Raw genomic sequence first — 24155 nt, forward strand, 5'->3', positions numbered from 1 at the left:
AAAAATATGGATGATATTATTAGAAATTAAATAACATAAAAATTAATTTATAGGGAGTATAGTTGTATGAAAGACAAATATATGTTGATAATATTAACTAGTATATATTAATAAGTAGCATGATGGCGATACTAATTAGAGAGTATCAAATTGGAAAAATTAATTATCAAGGTAAATTTGAGTATATAGGAGGTAAATAAAATAAACCTAAATAAAATTGAGAGTATATCTTTAAAAAATAAAATAATTAGAAACAAATACAAAGTGTTTAATATGAAACATAAACACATACAAAATGATGTAAAAGAAGAAGTTCTAAAAAGACCAGAAGAAGAATTGTACATAGGAAATAATATAAATTTAAATGAAACTTATGCAAGAGACATTTTTAAAAGTATATTAGACAAAGCTATAATAAAAAATGCTAGTGATATACACATAGAACCATTTAAAGAGCATATAATAGTTAGGTTAAGGATAGATGGATTCTTAGTAGAAGATATAAAAATAGAATATGAAGTATATCAACAACTATTAGTAGTAATAAAATTAGATACATTTATGAATATAACTGAAAAAAGATTACCTCAAGATGGTAGACTTGCCATTGAGGTAAAAGGTCAAGTGATTGATATTAGAGCATCAACTCTACCAACTGTTTATGGTGAAAAAATTGTTTTAAGAATATTAAATAGAAAGTCATTTCTAAAAAGAAAAGAAGAACTTGGATTTTCTAATAAAGCTATAGATAAGATAGAAAGTATTATAAATAAAAAGTCAGGGATATTATTAGTAACAGGATCAACAGGAAGTGGAAAAACCACAACAGTATACTCTATAATAAATGATTTAAAATGCACAAGTAAAAACATAGTGACTATAGAGGATCCTGTAGAGTACAAAATAGAAGGAGTAAACCAGATACAAGTAAATAATAAAGTAGGCTTGAGTTTTGAAAATGGATTAAGGTCTATATTAAGACAAGACCCAGATATAATTATAGTTGGAGAAATAAGAGATATAGAAACAGCAAAAATAGCAATAAAAGCAGCTACTACAGGCCATTTAGTGATAAGTACTATACATACTAAAGATGCAGTATCTGCCATATCTAGATTATTAGATATGGAAATACCACAATATTTGATAAGTGCATCTCTAATAGGAATTATATCTCAAAAGCTCATAAGAAAAGTATGTACCACTTGTATTATGCAGAAGGAAGTAAATGAATTAAACCAAACTAATGAGAAACATACAAATAGGGAGTGCGAAGAATGTAATGGATTGGGCTATAAAGGAAGAACTGCTATTTATGAAATACTAGAAATAGATAATGATATAAGAAAAGATATACAAAATATGCAAGATTATAACACCATAAAAGATACTGCAATAAAAAATGGCATGATAACATTTGAAGAAAGTGCAAAAGATTTAATCGATAATAATATAACTACTGAAGAAGAATACATAAGTTTAGAAATAGGTATTTAAAATTATAATTTATACAATAAACGAGGATAAAATGGATTCTAATATATATGAGGATTTTACTGAAAGTAAAGTAGTAAATAATAAAAATAAAAAGTTAAAAGAGAAATCATACAAATTAAAAGATAGAGAATTAAAAGATTTATGCAATGAAATGGGTATATTATTAGATTCAGGATGTCATATAATAAATGCATTTGAATTAATAAGAAATCAATCAAGCCCAAAGATAAGAAGAGTCATAAATAAAATAATACAAGATATACAAAAAGGTAATTCTATAAGTCAATCATTTCAAAATACAAATTCATTTTCAATGTTTTTTATAAGTACTATAAGAGCAGGTGAAGTTACTGGAAAGTTAGAATATGCTATGAATAATCTAGCTAAGTATTATGACAATCAATATAAGTCCAAGTCTAGGATAAAAAATATGTTGATATACCCAGCATTTGTTTGTATATCATTTTTAATCTCTGTAATAGTTGCAATAACTATGATAATACCAAATTTTGAATCTATTTTCATAGTAAATGATATAGATATTCCAGTATTAACAAAGGTACTTATAAATTTAGGAAAATTCTTCAGAAATAACTTTAGTACAATAATATTTGGTTTATTATCAATAGTATCTGGGATATTTTATTTATATAAATATACTTACACATTTAAAGCTATACTATATATAGTAGCATTAAGATTGCCAATAATAAGAGGTATAATAGAATTATTAGTGGCTAGTAGATTTTGTTCAACACTAAGGCTATTAATAGAAAGTGGTATACAGATAACTGAGGCAGTAGAAATATCTGCAAGAGTTATTGATAATAAATATATTTATAAAAAAATTTTAATTTCAATAGATCATATCAACAAAGGGAATAGTATTTCATATTCAATAAGCTTATCAAATATATTTCCAAAATCGCTCATAAGTATAATAAAAATAGGAGAAGAAAGTGGGCGATTAGATAGATGTTTAAAATCTAGCGAAGATCTATATACAAGCAAACTAAGTACAAAAATAGAGAAAGTAATCAAATCTATAGAACCTACAATAATAGTCATAATAGGTATTTTTGTGGGGGTATTTGCTATAGCAATGATAACTCCTATGTTTGATTTATCAAGTTCATTTTAAGAGGTGAAATTATGATTAATAAAAAAAGCAAAAAGAAGCAAGGATTCACACTAGTAGAAATGGTTATAGTTATAACTATTTTAGGAATATTATCTGGGATAGGATTTCTGAAGTTTGGAGAAGTTCAGCAGACGGCAAAAATTAATGCCGATAAGGTAGCAGCATCAGGTTTAGTTACGGCTACAAATTTAGCCATACAAAGTGGAGAAATTGAAATAAATAAAATAAATAATGAGACCGACATTATCCAAGAGTTAGTAACAAAAGGATTTATTACAGTAGCTCCAAGACCACAGAGCAAAGATAAAGAATCTAGTTTTAAGGTTGAAATATCTGAGAAGGGAGACGTATCAGTTTTAATTGATAAAGAACCTTTTTATCCAGAAAAAGAATCTTAAAAAATAGAATACAAAATAAAAAATAAGAACTATCTATAAATTTAGATAGTTTTTTTGTATATTAGGATAGATTTTGAAAAGAAAAACATATTTTAAGAAAGGATAGTGTATATATACAAAGTCTTATAAGATATTTAATAGTATTAAGTATAAAAATGACAAAATAAATATGAAGGAATATTTAAAAAATCTGTAGAAACACTATATATATCCAAAGGTCAATTTTATATACCAAAACTTAACAGTATACATAAATTTAATAAAATAATATGATATTTATAGAATCATTTAATAAAAAATGGTATAATAATAAATTGTACTTTAATCTAATATAAAAATGAAGGAGTGACAGTCACATTGTTAGGGAGAAATGAGTTATGCCCTTGTGGAAGTGGCAAAAAATATAAAAAATGCTGTTTAAATAAAGATGTTGTTATGGAGAGAGCTGAGAGAAAAGTTAGTTCTACACAAAAACAATATTCACAATTATATACAAGAATACAGGAATTTGCTAAACAAGATAAATTTAAAGAAGAATGTGAAAAAGCTAAGGAAATGTTCTATATAGTTGAGGATGAAGCAACTAATGAAAAATTCGAAAGATTCTTCAACACTTATTTTATCCAAGACCACATAATGGAAAATAAGAAAGTAATGACAGTTGAATTTTATGAAGAAAATAGAGATAACTTAACAACTCAAGATGTTGAAGTGTTAAGAAGCTTATTTGAATCTTACGTAAGCGTATATGAAGTTACAGAAATATTAGAAGGTAAAATAGTATTAAAAGACTGTTTAACTGAGAGAGAAATTTCAACAGAAGACATCAACTTATTAAAAGACTTTAAAGTTGGAAGTTGCATGATAGCTAGAATAGTTGAAATAGAAGGAACTAGTATACTAATAGATGTAACTATAAGCATATCTAATGCAGTTAAGGATGTAATATGCAATGATGTTAGATATCTATTCAATCAATATGAAGATCTATATAAAGATATGAAGACATTCTTAATACATCATACACACATATTATATAAGTATATGCAACAATTACTTGATCCAAGTATAGCAGAATATTTAAAAGAACAAAAAGAATCAAAAATGAAAAAAGTACAAGAAGAAGTAGCTTTAACTTCTGAAGATGGACAAGAAGATGATTGTAAAGTATGTTCTGTTCTTAGACAAAATGTTGAAGCTGAGCATATAGATGCTTGTGTATCATTCTGGAAAGAGTATACAAAAACAAACTCAGATGTTAAAGGATCTGAAAACGGATGGGCAGCTGCTGTTGAATACCACATAAAGAAAAATGCTGGTGAAAGTATAACACAAGCTCAAATATCTAAGAAGTATGAAATAAGCCCTAGTACATTAGGAAAAAGATATAAAGACCTTAAAGTATCTTAATAAAAAGCATAAACTAAAATTTTAGGAATTATATTTAAATATAATTCCTAAAATTTTATCCAAAAATATAAAAATATCTGTATAAATTTTATATTTTTTATTAAAAAAAGGTTTTAATATGTTCAAATAATGTATAAAATAAAGATATAAAATATACAGAAAGAGGTACATGTATGAGTCTTAAGTTAGGAAGCGCAATTGCCGTATCAACAAATTACATAAAATCTAATCCAGCAGTTCCTGTGTATAATGGAGAAGAAAATCCAAATAACCTTTATGCGGTTATTTATCATATAGAAATAGGATATAATGAATCTAGTGTTCAAAAAACTAAACAATATATAATAATAGATTATAAGGAATTTGACTTATCTCAAGATAAGAAAAATGAATTAATAGAAATAGGAAAAGAATACTGTAAAAATAAAGGTATATCTGAAAATGATGAATTACAAATAGCTCTTTTAGATGATAATGAAGAAGCTGAAATATTCTTAGAAAAAATATTCAACAATATGAAGGTTATAAGAGGACTTATAACTAAAAAGGACTAACAATATGAATTTAGCAGGTATAGAAGAAATAACACCTTTTGAAGGTGTAACAGAATTTAAAATTTATAAATACGACGATAGAATAGACTTAAGTGATAAAGAACAATTTATATGTGATCTAAAATTAGTTAGTATTAAAGTTAATCCTATTTATGTAGAGAAAATAGGTAAATCAATGGATATGTTAGCTTTAGTGAAAAATGTAAACCCCAAATTAGATAAATCAAGTATAAAAGAAGATATTAAAGCGTTTATATTAGATGAAATTTGGGAAGAAAGTCTAAAAAAAGAGAATATAGATGTAATATTTATAGAAAGCTAGGTATATACCCTAGCTTTTATATTGTTTAATGTATTTTTAGATATAAAGAAAAATACAAAATATTAAAACTTAAATAGGAGGAAAGTTATGTTAAGAGTATCTAATTTAAAAATAAGCATAAATGAAGATATATTAGTATTAAAGAAACTTATATTAAAAAAATTGAAAATAAAAGAAAAAGACCTTATAAAGTACACTATATATAAAGAATCTATAGATGCAAGAAGAGGGAAGATTGATTTTGTGTACACTGTAGATGTAGAGGTTAAAAATGAAGATAAATTAATAAAAGCTAATATAAAAGATGTAATAAAATTAAAAGAGACAAGATATATAGGAGTTCAAACAGGAGAAGTAAAATTAAAGCATAGACCTGTAATAATAGGTAGCGGTCCAGCTGGATTATTTGCAGCACTTTTATTAGCACAAAGAGGATATAATCCACTTCTTTTAGAAAGAGGGTTAGACGTAGACCAAAGAACTAAAGATATATATAATTTTTGGACTAACAGAAAGTTTAAAAATAATTCTAATGTACAATTTGGGGAAGGTGGAGCAGGAACTTTCTCAGATGGTAAGCTTACTACAAGGATAAAAGATATAAGATGTAGAAAAGTTCTAGAAGAACTTGTTAATTTTGGTTCTCCAAACGAAATATTATACTCTCATAAGCCACATGTAGGGACAGATATATTAAAGGGTGTAGTTAAGAATATAAGAAATGAAATAATAAGACTTGGCGGAGAAGTTAAGTTTGATGCTAAGGTTACAGATATTGAAATTGAAAATGGAGAGATAAAATCAGTAGTAGTAAATGATGTGGAAAAAATAGAATCAGAAGTTATAATACTTGCAATAGGTCATAGTGCAAGAGATACTTATAAAATGTTAAATAAAAGAGGTGTAAAAATAATTCAAAAACCTTTTGCTATAGGAGCGAGAATTGAGCATCCTCAGGAATTGATAAATAAGTCTCAGTACAAAGAGTATTATAATCATCCTAGATTAGGTGCAGCAGACTATAGACTTATAGATCACGCATCAAATGGTAGAACTGCATATACATTCTGTATGTGCCCAGGAGGTACTGTAATAGCCTCAGCATCTAATGAATTTGAAGTAGTAACAAATGGTATGAGTGAGCATGCAAGAGATCAGGTAAATGCAAATAGTGCTTTCTTAGTAAATGTGCTTCCTGAAGACTTTGGAAGTGATGATCCATTAGCAGGAGTATATTTCCAGGAGAAATATGAAAGACTAGCTTATGAATTAGGTGGAAAAAATTATAATGCTCCAGCTCAACTTGTAGGAGATTTTTTAAATGATAAAGTATCTACATCATTAGGTAGTATAGAACCATCATATAAACCAGGAATAGAGTTTGTCGACTTAAGAGAATGCCTTCCGGAGTTCGTAACTACAACTATGAAAGAATCATTAATTTCTTTAGATAAAAGATTAAATGGATTTGCTATGCATGATGCAGTTTTAACAGGTGTGGAAACTAGATCATCAGCTCCTATAAGAATAGTTAGAGATGAGGAAACTTTAGAGTCTGTAAATGTTAAAAATCTATATCCATGTGGAGAAGGCGCAGGATATGCAGGTGGTATAGTTACAGCTGCAGTAGATGGAATAAAGTGTGCAGAAAAAATTATAATGAAATATTCAAATATATAAGTAAAAATACTATGAACTAATTCAATTCTAGTTCATAGTATTTTTTTATAGATAAATAGAATTTATTATAAATTATGGTTAAAATTTTAACGATTGATAATTATTAAACTGTAAAATTATTAAAAAAATACATAAATATAATAGTATAAATAATGAATAAATAGAAATTATACTAAGATTGTAAAATATGATTATAATATGTATATGAATAAATAATTTACTTGTTATTTTTTTATTAATGTAATCTATATTTTATGTTATAATTTCATTATACTAAAAAAAGAAGAGAGGTACGTTTATGGGAACTATAAAGTTTGATTATAGTAAGGCATTAGGTTTTTTTAAACAACATGAAATCGATTGTATGCAAACGTATGTAGATGCAGCACACCGTATGATACATGAAAAAACTGGTTTAGGAAATGATTTTTTAGGATGGGTAGAACTTCCAAATAATTATGATAAAGAAGAGTTTTCTAGAATAAAAAAAGCAGCCGACAAGATAACGTCAGATTCAGATGTATTGCTAGTTATAGGTATAGGGGGTTCTTACCTTGGAGCTAGAGCAGCAATTGAAATGGTAAGTCATTCTTTTAGAAACAATTTAGAAAGAGAAGATAGAAAATCTCCTCAAATATATTATGTAGGGAATAATATAAGTTCAACATATATGATGGACTTATTAGATGTTATAAAAGATAAAGATGTATCTATAAATGTAATATCTAAATCAGGTACAACAACAGAGCCTGCTATTGCATTTAGAATATTTAAAGATTTCTTAGAAAAGAAATATGGAAAAGAAGAAGCAAGTAAAAGAATATATGCAACAACAGATGCTAAAAAAGGTGCTTTAAGACAATTAGCAAATGAAGAAGGATACGAGACATTTATAATACCTGATGATGTGGGTGGTCGTTTCTCTGTATTAACACCAGTAGGATTATTACCTATAGCTTGTGCAGGTCTTGATATAGATGCAATGATGAAGGGTGCTCAAGATGCATCACAAGAGTTTAAAGCATCAGATTTAAAAACTAACTACAGTTATCAGTATGCAGTTGTCAGAAATATTTTACATAGAAAAGGCAAAGATGTAGAAATGCTAGTTAACTATGAGCCACAATTACATTATGTAGCTGAGTGGTGGAAGCAATTATATGGAGAAAGTGAAGGAAAAGATAACAAAGGAATATTCCCAGCATCAGTAGACTTTTCAACAGATTTACACTCAATGGGTCAATATATTCAAGAAGGAAAAAGAATATTATTTGAAACTGTTCTTAATGTAGAAAAGTCAAAGAGAAATATAACTATAGAAGAAGCTGATGTAGATTTAGATGGATTAAATTATCTGGCAGGTAAAACAGTGGACTTCGTTAATAAAAAAGCGTTTGAAGGTACAATGCTTGCTCATACAGATGGACAAGTTCCTAACTTAATAATAAATATACCTCAATTAGATGAATATAACTTTGGATATCTTGTTTACTTCTTTGAAAAGGCATGTGCATTAAGTGGATACTTATTAGGGGTAAATCCATTTAATCAACCAGGAGTTGAAGCATATAAGAAAAATATGTTTGCTCTTTTAGGCAAGCCAGGATTTGAAAAAGAAAAAGAAGAATTAGAAAAAAGACTTTAATCAGTTAAGGTTAAGTTAAGAATATAGTAATATAATAAAATCATCAGTAAATAGTTATCTATCTACTGATGATTTCTTTTTATCTATTGAATCGAAAGTATATAGGTATTAAGAATATTATAGAGTTAAAAGTATAAACAATATAAAGTAAGTAAAAACTAAATATTATGATTAATATATGGGAGGTATTTATATGTCAAATAAGAAAGGCATAGGATTGATAGTAATAGTTTGTATAATAACTGGGGTATTAAGTAGTTTATTCACAGTAGTATTGATGAAAAATAACTTAGTAAGTTCAACAAAAGAAAATTCTACACAAATAGTTGTGAATAATAAGGGGAAAAGTCAAAATGTGTATCATGCCGTAACTGATAAAGCAATGCCATCAGTAGTAGGAATTACAACAACAACGATAGATAATAATAATATTTTTGCTATACCTACACAAAGCCAAGGGGTTGGTACAGGTGTAATAGTTGATGCAAATGGATACATATTAACAAATTCGCATGTTGTTTCAGATGGTAAAGCATCAGATGTTAATGTACTTTTCAATGATGGATCTACATCACAAGGAAAAGTATTATGGAATGACTCTAATTTAGATTTAGCAATGGTTAAGGTAGATAAAAAAGGGTTAACTCCAGCAGAATTAGGAAATAGTGATGATGTTAGAACTGGAGATATATCAATAGCTATAGGTAATCCATTAGGTCTTGAGTTCCAAAAGAGTGTTACACAAGGTATAATAAGTGGATTAGATAGAACTATCAAAACAGAAAAATCTAACATGACAGGGCTTATGCAAACAGATGCTAGTATAAATCCAGGAAATAGTGGAGGACCATTATTAAATGAAAAAGGTCAAGTAATAGGTATAAACACAGCTAAGGCATCACAGGCAGAAGGTTTAGGATTTGCAATACCTATAAATACAGCAAAACCAATAGTAGAACAAATAATAAAAAATGGTAACTTTGAAAAAGTTACTTTAGGAATAAGTGGAGCAGACTTACAAATGTTTGAAGCATCAACAGGAACTGATTTAGCAGCAGAAGATGGCGTATATGTAGTAGAAGTTATGGACAACAGTGCAGCTAAAAAGGCAGGTATACAAGCAGGAGATGTTATTGTTAAAGTTGGAAATGATAAAGTAAGTACAATGTCAGATTTAAATAAAGCTTTATATCAATATTCTTTAGGGGATAAATCTGAAATTACAGTAAATAGAGGTGGAAAAGAAGTAAAATTACAAGTTAATTTTTAATAAATAAAGGGTGAATCTAAGATTCACCCTTTATATTTTTATACTAAATTATATTTAATTTCTATTTAGCTTTACTTTTAACTTGTGATGGACAAGATCCGCTACTAGCGCATCCAGAGCATCCACTACAACCAGAAGATACATTTTTAGAAGTAAACTTTCTAAATATGAATATAACTGATATAGCTATTATTAATCCACCAACTGCAAGTTCCGCAATTGAGCTACCAGATTCTACTGCAAATAAAGTTCCTCCGATTATTCTAACTATAAATGCACCAATCCATGCAATTACAAATTGATATATAAATGATATCCACATCATTTTGCTTCCGTACTCTTTTTTCATTGTAGCAAGAGCTGCAATACAAGGAGTATATAATGATGTAAACACTAAGAATCCATATGCACTAAGGGCAGTGAATACTGTTGGTAAAACAACCTTTAAATCACCATAAAGTACACCCATAGTATTAACAACTATTTCTTTAGCTCCAAGACCTGTAAGTATAGATACAGCAGCTTTCCAATCACCAAATCCTAATGGTGCAAATATAGGAGCTATTAAATGTCCTGCATAAGCTAAGAAACTGTTATTTAAATCTGGTGTATATCCACTGAAGTTAAATGATGATAAAACCCAAATTACAACTGACATTGCAAACATAACAGTAATTACTTTAGTTAAGAATCCTTTTGATTTACTCCAAGCATTTTTAAATAAAGAACCTATAGTAGGTAATTTATACTCAGGAAGTTCTAGTATAAAAGGTTCAACTTCTGCATTAAAAGCAGTTTTATTTAATATAAAAGCTATTATTATAGCTACTACAATTCCTAATAAATAAAGAGATAAAGTAACTAATGCAGCATTTTTAGGGAAGAATATACCAACAAATAATGCATATATAGGTAATCTAGCACTACAAGTCATAAGTGGAGCTATAAGCGCTGTTACTTTTCTATCTTTTTCGCTTTCTAATGTTCTAGTTGCCATTATAGCAGGAGAAGAACATCCAAATCCCATAACCATAGGTATAAATGCTTTACCAGATAGGCCAACTTTTCTCATTATGTTATCCATTAAGAAAGCTGTTCTTGACATATAACCACTATCTTCTAAGAATGACATACCAAAGAATAAAGCAAATACTAGAGGGAAGAAAGGTAAAGTACCTCCAACACCACCAATTATACCGTCTATAATTAATGATCTAAACCAAGGACTAGCATTAGCTAATAAAACATCAGCAGGGCCTGCTACATATGTTTCTATTAAACCACCTAATCCTTCTTGTAAAGGACCTCCAACCCAATCAAATGTAAATTTGAATAATAACATTAGTGCGGCTATAAATATAGGGTAAGCTAAAACAGGATTTAATACAAACTTATCTATTTTATCAGTGATAGTTTTTTTATTGTTATGAGGTAGATTACAACATCTACTTAATATATCTTCTATTTCTTTATAAGTTTCACTTTCAGATCCGAAATTAGTCTTAAAATTAGGTTTATTGTTAGCGACTTTTCTTATAGCAGGAGCTATTTTATCAGTTCCTTCTTTCTTTTTAGCTATTATAGGAATTACTGTCATATTAAGTTCTCTAGATAGTTTATCCACATCTATATGAATTCCTTTAGCCTCAGCTACATCCACCATATTAAGAAGAAGTATTATAGGCTTTTTAAATTCCATAAGTTGAGTTGTTAAGTAAAGGTTTCTAGATAAACTAGATGCATCAACTACATTTACTATAACATCTACATTTCCTTCTTCTAAAAATCTCTTTGATACTTTTTCTTCATTAGAGAAAGTATCCATAGCATAAATACCAGGTAAGTCTACTATATTAATATCTTTTTCTAAAATACCTTCTTTTTTATCTATAGTAACTCCAGGCCAGTTACCAACGTGTTGGTTAGCACCTGTAAGCAGATTGAAAACCGTAGTTTTACCAACGTTAGGGTTTCCAAGTAACGCAACGTTAATCATTTTATCACTTCCTTATTTTAATGTAATGTTTTTAGCGTCAGACTTTCTTATAGCAAGATCTAATCCTCTAAATCTAACTACTATAGGGTCTCCTAAAGGAGCAACTTTTTTTACTTCTATTTCCGTATTATTTATACATCCTAAAGCTAATAATCTCTTAGCTAATTTTTCGTTTCCATTTATATTATTAATAGTACCTCTTTGACCTACTTTTAAATCGTAAACAGTCATTTTTATACCTCCTAATGAAATTCATTATCACTTAAATTGTATCAATAATGATTTTGATTGTCAACTAATAACTAATATTTAAGAATAAATATTTTCGTACAGTAAGAAAACTGATGAAATAAAATTAAATTGGTTAAAAAATAACGTTTTACCGCTATAATATTGACAAATAATGGTTTTATTTGTTATTATATAATTGAAATTATATAAATTTGTAATAGTGGTGATGATATGGCTAATGGTGAGTTAGAAGCATTAAAAAAAGAAATAGAAGCACTAAGAGATGAGATTAATACTTATATAGAATATCCAGAGATATTTAAAGAAGAGATAGTCGATACGAGTAATAAGATAGATATATTAATAAATAAGTATATGAATTTGAGTAATAAGTAACCCACATTAAAGTGGGTTTTTTTATACTCAAAAATCATATGTTCATCCTTAATATTGTATATGTTTAGTACAAAGTGAGAATATTAAATAATTATATGATTTAATAACAAAATTAATTTGTAAGGATGATATTTATTATGATAGGTAGTTTTTTAAGATCAATAGCAATTATAGCAGCATCATATTCAATATTGAAACTTATACAATATAGTCTTAACAAGATATGTAAAATAACTAAATTTGATGTAAGATACGAAAATACCCTTTGTAGCGTATTATCATCAATTTCTTATTACATCATATTCTTGACAAGTACAGTTCTCATATTAAGGGAATTTCAAATAGTGGATATAACTAAATTTGGGACATTAGTTACTGGTGCTAGTATAGTAGGTATACTAGCAGGGGTTGCATCTCAAAGTATATTAAAAGATATATTTAATGGATTTTTTGTATTATTTGAAAAGCAAATGCAAGTAGGAGATTTTGTAATAATAAATGAAACTTTTAGAGGAACTATAGAAGAAATAGGAGTTAGAAGCACTAGTTTAAGGGATTGGGATTTAAAAAGAATTACTATTCCAAATGGTAGTATAAGTAGCATAAGAAATTTTAGCAAGGAGAGAATGAGGGTTGTAGTACATGTAAGGGTACCTTATGAAGAGGATCCAATGAAGGTGCTAGAATCTTTAGAAGAAGTATGCAATATAATGAATGAACAATATAAAAATTATCTATTTAAATTACCATCAGGTAAACCTAAAGGTCCTTTTAATGTATATGGAGTAACAGATATAGAAGATAGTCCAGTGGGAGCAAAATATACAATAACAGGTATAGTATATTCTTATAAGTATTTTAATGCACTTAGAGATACTAAATTACAGATACTTATTGTATTTAGAAATAACAAAGTACGAATAGCTTACCCGACACATATAAATATATTACACAACGATAATGAATATAGAGGAGATTTTTAGAGTATAAATATTTCTTATATATTGTTTATATGAAATAGGGGGGGGATTTGAGTGGCAGACCATAAAGAAGTGATTCTGAGGTTACTTATAGCGTTAGTTATAGGGGGGTTAACAGGGCTTGAAAGAGAAAAGTCACATCAATTTGCAGGATTTAGAACACACATCTTAGTATCTGTTGGCTCATGTATAACAGCAATAACATCTTTGTATTTATTTTTTGATTATAGAGAATATGCTAATGTTGATCCTGCAAGATTAACTGCACAGGTATTATCAGGAATTGGTTTTTTAGGTGCAGGTGCTATACTAAAAACCTCAAATGGAATAAGAGGATTAACGACTGCCGCAGGTATATGGGCAACTGCATGTATTGGTATAACAATAGGGTATGGATATTATGTCTTAAGTATAAGTGCTTGGCTATTTGTTATGATAACACTATACATATTGAAGAATATAGACAAAATACTTTTTAGAAAAAAATATACTATTTTTAATGTTGTTATAGATAACATGGGAAGTATATCTATGCTATATTCAATCTTTAAAAAATCTCAAATAGAAGTTAAAAGTATTGATATAGAAGCTGAGGGAGAATCCCTTTGGAAATTGAGCTTTTTTCTAGTTCATGATAGAAGAATAATAGTAGATGAGTTAGTAAAAGAATTGAATATGTTAAAAAATATAATAAGTGTAGATTATTTACACTAAAATAATATAGAATAAGTATAATTAAAAATTTAGGTTGAGGTGTATAAATTGACAAAAAAAATAAGAATAATAACAGATGGATCATGCGATTTTCCACAGGAAGTATTAGATAGAGCAAGACCAGATGTAGTAGGAATAAATGTAGCTTTTGGAGAAGATAGTTATATAGGGGGAATTGATATAGATTCTGAAACTTTCTATAAAAAAATGAAAGAAAGTAAAGAATTACCTAAAACTTCAAGTCCATCTCCAGATAGATTTTTAGAGCTTTATAAAGGTGATGATGAAGAGCTTTTAGTATTTACATTAACTTCTAAGCTATCTAGCACTTATAATAATGCTGTTTTAGCTAAAGAAATGTACTTAGAAGAAAATCCATATAAAAGAATTGAAGTTATAGATAGTGCAAGTGGGTCTATTGGGGTTGCATCAATGATATTAAAATGCAGCGAACTTATAGATGCTGGTAAAAATATGGATGAAATACTAGAGCACATAGAAAGATACAAAGAAGAAATTGTATTCTTTGGAGCTTTAGAAACATTAGAAAATGCAATAAAAGGTGGTAGAATAAACAAAGTTGCTGGAAAGATAATAAATGCATTAAACTTTAAAGTTATAATAAAAATAGAAGATGGTCTTGTTAAACCTATAGACAAAGCAAGAGGCGGAAGTAATAGTATAAAAAAAGCCTTAGAGTATGTAGAAAACAATGTAGGACACCAAGATGAAAAAACAGTTATAATAGGTCATGCTAATTGTATAGATAAAGCAGAAAAAATAAAGAGCATAGTAGAAGGAAATCTAAACTTCAAAGAAGTATTAATAGCAGAGATAGGTCCTATAATGGGAACGTTCACATCTGAAGGTGCTATATTAGTATCTGTTTTATAGTATATATTAGGTAATATTTACTCAAAATATTAGTATAAAAATTTTTACATTAATAGTGTAATAAGAATATTAGATTTAAGAACCATAAACTCTAGATAAAAATTAATATATTAAAGGAGAAAAGCTATGGGATTAGATAGAAGTAAAATAGAAGATAAATTCAAATGGAATTTAGAGCAGATGTATAAGAATAAAGATGAAGTAGAAAAAGACATAAGTAAGGTTAAAGAACTTATACAAAAGGCTAAAGAATACAAAGGAAAGCTAGCAGAGAGTTTTGAGAATTTATATAATGCACTAAATATATCAGAACAAGCATCAAGACTTTTACAAAACTTATATGTATATACTCATATGAAGCAACATGAGGATACAAGAATAAATGAAAATCAAGGTTTAGCTACAAAAACAGATATGTTAGCTACTGAATTATCTACAGCTACATCTTATATGGTACCTGAAATAATAGCCATAGAAGAGGAGAAGTTAAAAGAATTTATGAAGGATGAAAAATTATCTTTCTATGAAAAACATATAAAAGAAATTTTAAGAGAAAAGCCACATACATTAAGTGAATCAGAAGAAGAAATATTAGCTGCAGCATCTGACATAACTAAAGTATCAGAAGATGTATATGATATGTTTTCTTTTGCAGACTTAGAATTTCCAGAAATAGAAGATGAAGAAGGTAATAAGGTTAAACTTACACACTCTAATTACTCTGTATTTTTAAAGAGTAAGAATCCTAGAGTTAGAAAAGATGCTTTTGAAGCTATGTACTTAGTATATGGTAAATATAAAAATACATTTGCATCAACGTTATATGGAGGCATAAAGTCAGAAATATTCTACTCTAAAATAAGAAAATACAAATCAGCACTAGAGGCATCATTATTCCAGGATGATATAAGTGTGGATGTATATAATAATCTTATAAAAGCTGTAGATGAAAGTTTACCAACACTAAATAAATATGTAGATCTAAAGAAAATGTTTTTAGGATTAGAAGAAATACATATGTATGATTTATATGTTCCTTTAACTGACAAATTTGATATGAAGATAACTTATGAAGAGGCTAAGGAAATAATATTAAATGCTTTAAAACCATTAGGAGATGAATACTTAAAGCTAATACAAAGAGCCTTTGATGAAAGATGGATAGATGTATATGAGAATGAAGGTAAGCAAGGTGGAGCGTATTCTTGGGGTAGTTACGATTCTCATCCATACATATTAATGAGTTATAAAGATGATTTAAATTCTTTATTTACGTTAGTACATGAATTAGGTCACTCTATGCATAGTTACTACTCAAGAACTACTCAGCCATATATATATTCAAGCTACAAAATATTCGTAGCAGAAGTTGCATCTACTCTAAATGAGCTATTATTAATAAACTATTTATTAGAAAATTCTAAGTCTAAGGAAGAAACATTATATCTTCTAAATTATTACTTAGAGCAATTTAGAACAACTGTATATAGACAGACTATGTTTGCTGAATTTGAAAAAATAACTCATGAAAGTGTTGAAAGTGGAGAGCCATTAACGGCAAAAGAGTTTACTGATATATATTATAAATTAAATGAGAAATACTACAAAGAATCTTGTGTGGTTGATGAGCAAATAGGATTAGAGTGGGCTAGAATACCTCATTTTTATTCAAACTTCTATGTATATAAATATGCAACAGGATTCTCAGCGGCAAGTGCTTTAAGTAAACAAATACTTGAAGAAGGTAAGCCAGCAGTAGAAAGATATATAGAATTTTTAAAGAGTGGAGGGTCTGAATATCCATTAGATCAACTAAGAAAAGCTGGAGTAGACATGGAGAAAAAAGAATCTGTTGAAGAAGCCCTACAAATATTCAAAGGGCTAGTTGATAAATTAGAAAAAGAATATAAAGGATAAAACAGAACATTAAAAAGGCTTAAGTTATTAATAACTTTAAGCCTTTTTATATTTTAAGCAATATATATTTAAGTGTTTGTGGAAACGTCGCTTAAAGTGAATTTAAAGTCATATTGTTGAGAAAATGGAGTATATTGAATTTTACTTTTTCTTAACATAATTTACATCCCTTTAACTTGTTCATAATATTTACTTAACAAAATAACTGTAATATTAAAGTATAAAGAACAGCAAAGCAAACAAAGCATTGTAGCAGAAACATGAATAAAAATTAAAATAAATTATCAAATACATATGGAGGGAATATTATGTTTAAGAAAAAGGTAGCGGTATTATTATCAAGTACAATATTAGTAGGAAGTTTAGCAGTAGGATGTGGTTCAGGTTCAAAATCAGAGGGGGAAAAAATTACGATATCAGGTTCAACGTCAGTCGGTCCAGCAATAGAGGTATTATCGAAAGATTTCCAAAGTAAGAATGAAGGTGTATCTATAGAAGTTCAGCAATTGGGATCTTCAGCAGGTATAAAAAATGCAATAGATGGAACATCTCAAATAGGTATGGCATCTAGAGATTTAAAAGATGAAGAAAAGCAAGCAGGATTAAAGGAAGCTGAAATAGCATTAGATGCTATAGCAGTAGTTACTAATAAATCAAATGAAGTAAAAGATTTAAGTATTGAGCAAATAAAGGATATATACACAGGGAAGATAAATAACTGGAAAGAAGTTGGAGGAAAAGATGCTCCAATAGTAGTAGTATCAAGAGAAGATGGATCAGGAACTAGAGGGGCTTTTGAGGAAATAGTTGGATTTGAAGCAGATGAGTTAACTCAAGATGCACAAATAAGTGATGGATCAGGAAATATAAAATCTACAGTAGAAGGTAATGAAAATGCAATAGGATATATATCATCTTCATATGTTGATGATAAAGTAAAACAATTGACAGTAGAAGGACAAGAATTAACAGTAGAAAATGTTAAGGATAAGAAATATCCTCTAGCTAGACCATTTTTACTAGTTAGTAAAGAAGAAAATATTACTGAAAAAGGAAATGAATTTATTGAGTTCATATTAAGCGAAGAAGGTCAGAAAATAGTAGAAGGTGAAGGGCTTATAAGCATAAAATAGATATCCTCATTATTATAAGAAAAAAGGCACATATAGTTATGTGTCTTTTTTTATTTTAATATGCTAAGTGATTGGAAATTATCTGATCTATGAAAATTTCTAATTTTAAATTGCCAAATTGAGTAACAGACGTATTCATAGTAAGTGTACTAATATATCATTGGTGAAATTAAGCAAATTTTTACATAAATTTAACGAAAATATAAAAAGTAAAATCTATGTTAAAAAAATGCCTTTTATTTTACTTCAAGTTAACGGAAATCTAATATGGATTTAACCTAGAAATAATACTATATGTGTGTAAGGAATAATAAAAAATAATGAATAAGAAATATATTGAGGATTTTTGAGGAGGATTTTTATGTTAGTTAAGTCTCGTATAGTAAGCATAGAACAAAGAGACAATAAAAATAGCAACAACAAGAATAAATATATAGCAGAGAAAATATCTAAGAACGTATTTATGATAAGTGCATTAATAGCAGTTGCAAGTTTACTTTTAATAATAGGATTTGTATTCTATAAAGGTTTAACACCATTTTTATTTAAAGATTATTCATTTATAGAATTTATAACTGGAAGTAAATGGATACCAAGTGCAGATAAATTTGGAATTTCATCAATGGTAGTTGCATCATTAATTGCAACGACAGGAGCTTTAATAATAGGAGTACCAGTAGGTATACTTACGGCAGTATTTATAGCTGAACTAGCTCCAAAAAAATTAGCTAAAATAATATCTCCAGCAGTTGAGCTATTAGCAGGTATACCATCAGTTTTATATGGAATATTTGGTTTAGCAGTTATAGTACCAGCAATACAAAACATATTTAATTTACCAAAAGGTCAAAGTTTATTGGCGGTGATAATAGTTTTAGCAATTATGATGTTACCTACTATTATATCGGTATCTGAAACAGCAATAAGAGCAGTACCAAAAGCATATAAAGAAGGTTCATTAGCATTAGGTGCATCGAATATAGAGACAATATTTAAAGTTGTATTACCAGCTGCAAAGTCAGGAATATTAGCAGCAGTTATACTTGGAATAGGTAGAGCATTAGGTGAAACTATGGCAGTAATACTTGTTGCAGGTAACTCTCCAGTAATGCCATCATCTCTAATGGATAGTGTAAGACCACTTACTACAAACATAGCGTTAGAGATGGGATATGCATTTGGGACACATCAAGAAATGTTGTTTGCAACAGGAGTTGTATTATTCACGTTTATATTAATCTTAAATATAGTGTTAAATAAAGTTTCGAATAAGGCGGTAGATTAGCATGAGAAAATTTAAAGAAAATATATTAAAAACATCAGTTTATTTATCTGCGGCATTTACAGTAACAACATTAATTGTGATAGTCGGATATATATTTATGCAAGGTATAAAAGGAATAAATCCATCATTCTTATTTAGTGATTATTCGCCAATGGGTGGTGGAGGAATACTACCGATGATAGTATCCACAGTTTATATGGTACTTTTATCAATAATAGTGGCAACGCCAATAGGTATATTATCAGCAATATATCTACAAGAGTATGCTAAAAAAGGAAGATTAGTAACAATAATAAGATTTGCGACTGAGAGTTTAGCAGGTATACCATCAATAATATATGGATTATTCGGGGGAATATTTTTTGTAGTTACCTTAGGAATGAAGTACTCAATACTTTCAGGGGCATTGACAGTAGCAATAATTATATTGCCAGTAATAATAAGAACAACAGAGGAATCTTTAAAGACAGTACCACAAAGTTATAGAGAAGCATCATTAGCTTTAGGTTCAACTAAGTTCCAAACCTTATATAAAGTAGTACTTCCCAGTGCAATACCAGGGATACTATCAGGAGTTATATTATCAGTGGGTCGTGTTATCGGAGAATCAGCGGCTATATTATTAACAGCAGGAACAGTTGCACAAATGCCAGGAACTATATTTGATAGTGCTAGAACATTAACAGTTCATGCATATTTACTTACAAAAGAAAAAGGAGATATACAAGGAGCAGCAGCTATAGGAATTGTGTTAATAATAATGGTACTAATATTAAATACATTAGCTAAAGTAGTGGCTAAGAAATTAAATAAAGCAAATTACTAAGAAATTTTACGAGGTGTAAAAGATGAGTTTAAATAATACAAAGATAAGTATAAAAAATTTAGATTTATATTATGGAAATAATCAAGCATTAAAGAAAATAAATATGAATATAGAAGAAAGGAAGGTTACTGCATTAATAGGTCCTTCTGGATGTGGTAAGTCAACATTTTTAAGAACTTTAAATAGAATGAATGATTTAATAGACAATGTCAGAATAGAAGGACAAATAGAGGTAGATGGAGAAGATATATATAAAAGTGAAGATGTAATAAAATTACGTACTAAGGTAGGAATGGTATTTCAAAAGCCAAACTTATTCCCAATGAGTATATATGATAATGTAGCCTATGGACCTCGTACACATGGAATAAAAGATAGAAAAGTTTTAGACAAGATCGTTGAAGAAAGCTTAAGAGGGGCAGCTATTTGGGATGAAGTAAAAGATAGATTAAAATCATCTGCACTAGGGCTATCTGGAGGTCAACAGCAACGTATATGTATAGCAAGAACAATAGCTATGAAACCAGAAGTAATACTTATGGATGAGCCCACATCAGCGCTAGATCCTATATCTACAGCAAAGGTAGAAGAGTTAATAGAGTCTTTAAAAGATGAATATACTATAGTAATAGTTACACATAATATGCAGCAAGCGGCACGTGTATCTGACCAAACAGCATTCTTCTTAACTGGAGAAGTAGTAGAGTTTAGTGACACAAAAACTATGTTTACAACTCCAACGGATAAGCGTACAGAAGATTATATAACAGGAAGATTTGGATAAAACTTATAAGAAAAGGAGTAAATATATGGTTGATACAAGTTTAGAGTTAAGTATAAACACACTTAAAAACTACACATTAGCAATGATAAAAAGGTGTAGGGAAGCAGTAGATAATTCTATTAACTCTATGATCAATAAAGACTTAGAGGGAGCAAAAAAAGTAATAAAAGAAGATGATGAGATAGATACTCTAAGAGAATATATAAGAGATAGAAGTATTGAACTTATAGCATTAAAACAACCAATGGCAAAAGATTTAAGATATATATATGCTCTAGGAAATATAGCACTTGATTTAGAACGAATAGGAGATTATGCAGTTAATATAGCACAAGAAACTTTAAAAATAGGTGATGAAGCCTATATAAAGGAATTAATTGATATACCAAAATCAGCTAAAATATGTACTGATATGCTTAATGATATTTATAAAGCTTTGGAAAATGAAGATGAAGACCTTTGCTATGATATAGCAAAAAGGGACGACAAGATAGATAATTTATACGAACAAATACACGTAGAGTGCTTAGAAGTTATGAATAAGAATTCAACTACTATAAATCAGGGAGTAAGGCTTTTATTTGTAGGAAGGTACTTAGAAAGAATAGGTGATCACAGCACTAATGTATGTGAAAAAATAATATATGCTATAAAAGGTGAAATGGTTGAGATAGGATAAAGTAAAAGCTTTATCCTATTTATAATTTGAGATAATTTATGATTTAATTTACAAATAAGCTATAAATTAAAAATTTTAGAGATTAGTCAAATTAAGAATCAAGATAGATAAAGGAAGCAAAAAAATATATATAATTTTTATATGGGAATTTAAATAGTCCTAATTAAGGAAGATTCAGAAAATTTCAATAAATTAGAAGGTGTTGATATTATAGATATAGTGGAGTACTATTTAATTGAAAATGTTTTCAATTTCAAAGGGGGCTAATAAAAATGGGGAACAATGTTAAAGAAGTAATAGAAAAAGTTATCGATGATGTAAAAGCTAGAAATAATGGAGAACCAGAATTCCATCAAACAATAGAAGAAGTTTTACATTCATTAGAAGGTGTTTTAGAAAAACATCCAGAATACATAGATGCAAGTATATTAGAAAGAATAGTTGAACCAGAAAGACAAATAATGTTTAGAGTGCCTTGGGTTGATGACAATGGAAAAGTACATGTAAATAGAGGATTTAGAGTACAATTTAACAGTGCAATAGGACCATACAAAGGAGGACTTAGATTCCATCCATCTGTTAACTTAAGTATAATAAAATTCTTAGGATTTGAACAAATATTCAAAAATTCTTTAACTGGATTACCAATAGGAGGAGGAAAAGGTGGATCTGACTTCAACCCTAAAGGAAAATCTGATAATGAGATAATGAGATTCTGTCAAAGTTTTATGACTGAATTATATAGACACATAGGTAAAGATATAGACGTACCAGCTGGAGATATAGGAGTTGGAGCTAGAGAAATAGGATTCCTATTTGGACAATATAAGAGAATAAGAAATGCTTATGATGCTGGAGTATTAACTGGTAAAGGATTAACTTATGGAGGTTCTTTAGCTAGAAAAGAAGCTACTGGATTTGGAGTTGTATACTTTGTAAACGAAATGTTAAACTATCACAAAGATACATTTGAAGGCAAGAGAGTTGTTATATCAGGTTCAGGAAATGTTGCAATATATGCAGCTCAAAAGGCTATGGAACATGGAGCTAAAGTAATAGCTATGTGTGACTCTTCTGGATATATAGTAGATGAAAATGGTATAGATTTAAGTATAGTTAAGCAAATAAAAGAAGTAGAAAGAAAGAGAATAAAAGAATATGTAGCTAGAAAAGAAGGTGCTACATACGTTGAAGGTCAAAAAGGAATATGGACTGTTAAGTGTGATATAGCTATGCCTTGTGCTACTCAAAATGATATAAACTTAGAATCAGCTAAGATATTAGTTGAAAATGGAACTAAAGTAATTGGAGAAGGAGCTAACATGCCTTGTACAAATGAAGCTGTTAACTATTTCTTAGAAAAAGGATTATTAGTTGCTCCTGCTAAAGCTGCAAATGCTGGTGGAGTTGCTACTTCTGCTTTAGAAATGTCTCAAAATAGTATGAGATTATCTTGGACATTTGAAGAAGTTGAAGAAAAATTACAAGTAATAATGAAGAACATATTTGAAGCATCTAAAAATGCTGCTGAACAATATGGGCATGCTGGAAACTATGTTGTAGGTGCTAACATAGCTGGATTCTTAAAAGTTGCAGATGCTATGATGAGTCAAGGTGTAATATAAGTTAAACTTATATCGTTATAAATAATATAGATTTTTCAAATTCATTGAATAAAAAAGAGAGGTATCCTTTTGGATATCTCTTTTTTATTTGTAATAAAAATAAATCAATATTTCTCATGTTATAATATAAATCTAAAAAATAAACAAATAATAAGGATTAATTATAAACATGATTAATAAGAAATATATTATAAAGATAGGAGTTTAAAAAATATGGACATTTTAAAGAAAATTGCAGAGATATTAAATAAATTAGATTGTACTTGGGCTATAGGTAGTTCTATGATGCTAAAATTTAATGGATTAGTAAAAAATCCAAGGGATATAGATATATTAATAGAGGCAAAAGATTCACAAAAAATAAAAAAGGCTATGGATAATATAGGTCAAAGGCTAGATTTGCCATCTAAAGATCCATTTAGAACTAAAGAGTTTTTTGGGTATAATATAGATGGAGTAGAAGTAGAATTTATGGGTGACTTTAGTATAGAGTTAGAAAATAAATCTATATACGAGTTTATACTAGATGAAAAGTCTATAAAGTATTTAACAAATTTAGATAAAGTAGTTATACCTATAACCACTCTAGAAGATTGGTTTGTAGCATATTTAGTTATGGGAGATCCTAAAGGAAGAGTACCTATTATAAAAAAATACTTAGTTAAAAATGGTATAAAACATGAAGAATTATTAAAAAGAAATTTAGAGCAGGACTTACCAAATGATATAAAAAATGAAATAATAGAATTATTAAATATAAATAAATAACAAATTGGAG

The 24155-nt window shown here is 28.4% G+C and carries 23 protein-coding genes; 21 read left to right on the plus strand and 2 right to left on the minus strand.

Annotated elements, in window-relative coordinates:
• Nucleotides 1–273: 273 nt before the first annotated feature.
• The 9 genes from FRIFI_RS00625 (at nt 274) to htrA (ending at nt 9917) form a co-directional block, all read left to right on the plus strand.
• The gene (locus FRIFI_RS00625) at nt 274–1497 is read left to right on the plus strand and encodes a GspE/PulE family protein (RefSeq protein ID WP_092922383.1); all 1224 of its coding nucleotides are present in this window, start codon (nt 274–276) and stop codon (nt 1495–1497) included.
• A gap of 31 nt (nt 1498–1528) precedes the next feature.
• Nucleotides 1529–2638, plus strand: a complete 1110-nt coding sequence (locus FRIFI_RS00630) for a type II secretion system F family protein (protein ID WP_092922386.1) — start codon at nt 1529–1531, stop codon at nt 2636–2638.
• Nucleotides 2639–2649: 11 nt separating this feature from the next.
• Nucleotides 2650–3036 carry a prepilin-type N-terminal cleavage/methylation domain-containing protein gene (locus FRIFI_RS00635; RefSeq protein WP_092922389.1) on the plus strand — a complete coding sequence of 129 codons (387 nt, stop codon included), beginning with the start codon at nt 2650–2652 and terminating at the stop codon, nt 3034–3036.
• A 357-nt stretch (nt 3037–3393) separates the two neighbouring features.
• Nucleotides 3394–4446, plus strand: a complete 1053-nt coding sequence (locus tag FRIFI_RS00640; protein ID WP_166504698.1) for a YecA family protein — start codon at nt 3394–3396, stop codon at nt 4444–4446.
• 173 nt (nt 4447–4619) lie between these two features.
• Complete coding sequence (locus FRIFI_RS00645; protein WP_092922396.1) at nt 4620–5000, plus strand: hypothetical protein; 381 nt, start codon at nt 4620–4622, stop codon at nt 4998–5000.
• Nucleotides 5001–5004: 4 nt separating this feature from the next.
• Nucleotides 5005–5322: a hypothetical protein gene (locus tag FRIFI_RS00650; protein WP_092922399.1), complete on the plus strand. Its 318-nt coding sequence runs from the start codon at nt 5005–5007 to the stop codon at nt 5320–5322.
• Between the two features lie 87 nt (nt 5323–5409).
• Nucleotides 5410–7002 (plus strand): NAD(P)/FAD-dependent oxidoreductase, encoded by a 1593-nt coding sequence (locus tag FRIFI_RS00655; RefSeq protein WP_092922402.1) that lies wholly within the window; start codon nt 5410–5412, stop codon nt 7000–7002.
• Between the two features lie 298 nt (nt 7003–7300).
• Nucleotides 7301–8647, plus strand: a complete 1347-nt coding sequence (locus FRIFI_RS00660; RefSeq protein ID WP_092922405.1) for a glucose-6-phosphate isomerase — start codon at nt 7301–7303, stop codon at nt 8645–8647.
• 193 nt (nt 8648–8840) lie between these two features.
• A complete protein-coding gene (gene htrA, locus FRIFI_RS00665) occupies nt 8841–9917 on the plus strand; it encodes a serine protease HtrA (RefSeq protein ID WP_092922408.1) in 1077 nt (358 codons plus the stop codon).
• 61 nt (nt 9918–9978) lie between these two features.
• Here htrA and feoB read toward each other — a convergent pair whose 3' ends face one another.
• A complete protein-coding gene (gene feoB, locus FRIFI_RS00670; protein ID WP_166504699.1) occupies nt 9979–11913 on the minus strand; it encodes a ferrous iron transport protein B in 1935 nt (644 codons plus the stop codon).
• A 12-nt stretch (nt 11914–11925) separates the two neighbouring features.
• Nucleotides 11926–12144, minus strand: a complete 219-nt coding sequence (locus tag FRIFI_RS00675) for a FeoA family protein (RefSeq protein ID WP_166504700.1) — start codon at nt 12142–12144, stop codon at nt 11926–11928.
• Between the two features lie 231 nt (nt 12145–12375).
• Here FRIFI_RS00675 and FRIFI_RS00680 point away from each other — a divergent pair, with 231 nt between their 5' ends.
• The 12 genes from FRIFI_RS00680 to FRIFI_RS00735 all read left to right on the plus strand — a co-directional run bounded on the left by FRIFI_RS00680 (nt 12376) and on the right by FRIFI_RS00735 (nt 24145).
• Complete coding sequence (locus tag FRIFI_RS00680) at nt 12376–12540, plus strand: aspartyl-phosphate phosphatase Spo0E family protein (RefSeq protein WP_092922417.1); 165 nt, start codon at nt 12376–12378, stop codon at nt 12538–12540.
• Nucleotides 12541–12677: 137 nt separating this feature from the next.
• Entirely contained in the window at nt 12678–13523 is an 846-nt protein-coding gene (locus FRIFI_RS00685; RefSeq protein ID WP_166504701.1) for a mechanosensitive ion channel family protein, read from the plus strand.
• A gap of 51 nt (nt 13524–13574) precedes the next feature.
• Nucleotides 13575–14234: an MgtC/SapB family protein gene (locus tag FRIFI_RS00690; protein WP_092922423.1), complete on the plus strand. Its 660-nt coding sequence runs from the start codon at nt 13575–13577 to the stop codon at nt 14232–14234.
• Nucleotides 14235–14282: 48 nt separating this feature from the next.
• Nucleotides 14283–15128: a DegV family protein gene (locus FRIFI_RS00695; RefSeq protein ID WP_166504702.1), complete on the plus strand. Its 846-nt coding sequence runs from the start codon at nt 14283–14285 to the stop codon at nt 15126–15128.
• A gap of 126 nt (nt 15129–15254) precedes the next feature.
• Nucleotides 15255–17045, plus strand: coding sequence for an oligoendopeptidase F (gene pepF, locus FRIFI_RS00700; RefSeq protein WP_166504703.1), 1791 nt, complete (start codon nt 15255–15257; stop codon nt 17043–17045).
• A gap of 308 nt (nt 17046–17353) precedes the next feature.
• Nucleotides 17354–18178: a phosphate ABC transporter substrate-binding protein gene (locus FRIFI_RS00705; RefSeq protein ID WP_166504704.1), complete on the plus strand. Its 825-nt coding sequence runs from the start codon at nt 17354–17356 to the stop codon at nt 18176–18178.
• Between the two features lie 361 nt (nt 18179–18539).
• Nucleotides 18540–19463: a phosphate ABC transporter permease subunit PstC gene (pstC, locus tag FRIFI_RS00710; protein ID WP_166504705.1), complete on the plus strand. Its 924-nt coding sequence runs from the start codon at nt 18540–18542 to the stop codon at nt 19461–19463.
• A gap of 1 nt (nt 19464) precedes the next feature.
• Nucleotides 19465–20289, plus strand: coding sequence for a phosphate ABC transporter permease PstA (gene pstA / locus FRIFI_RS00715; RefSeq protein ID WP_092922438.1), 825 nt, complete (start codon nt 19465–19467; stop codon nt 20287–20289).
• A 22-nt stretch (nt 20290–20311) separates the two neighbouring features.
• Nucleotides 20312–21073 (plus strand): phosphate ABC transporter ATP-binding protein PstB, encoded by a 762-nt coding sequence (pstB, locus tag FRIFI_RS00720; RefSeq protein ID WP_166504706.1) that lies wholly within the window; start codon nt 20312–20314, stop codon nt 21071–21073.
• Nucleotides 21074–21098: 25 nt separating this feature from the next.
• Nucleotides 21099–21752, plus strand: a complete 654-nt coding sequence (phoU, locus tag FRIFI_RS00725; protein WP_166504707.1) for a phosphate signaling complex protein PhoU — start codon at nt 21099–21101, stop codon at nt 21750–21752.
• Nucleotides 21753–22024: 272 nt separating this feature from the next.
• On the plus strand, nt 22025–23377 hold the full coding sequence (gene gdhA / locus FRIFI_RS00730) for an NADP-specific glutamate dehydrogenase (protein ID WP_166504708.1): 1353 nt from the start codon (nt 22025–22027) through the stop codon (nt 23375–23377).
• A 213-nt stretch (nt 23378–23590) separates the two neighbouring features.
• Nucleotides 23591–24145, plus strand: coding sequence for a nucleotidyltransferase domain-containing protein (locus FRIFI_RS00735; RefSeq protein WP_166504709.1), 555 nt, complete (start codon nt 23591–23593; stop codon nt 24143–24145).
• The last annotated feature ends 10 nt before the right edge of the window (nt 24146–24155 follow it).

This window comes from Romboutsia hominis (assembly GCF_900002575.1).
In the GTDB taxonomy this organism is placed as follows: domain Bacteria; phylum Bacillota; class Clostridia; order Peptostreptococcales; family Peptostreptococcaceae; genus Romboutsia_C; species Romboutsia_C hominis.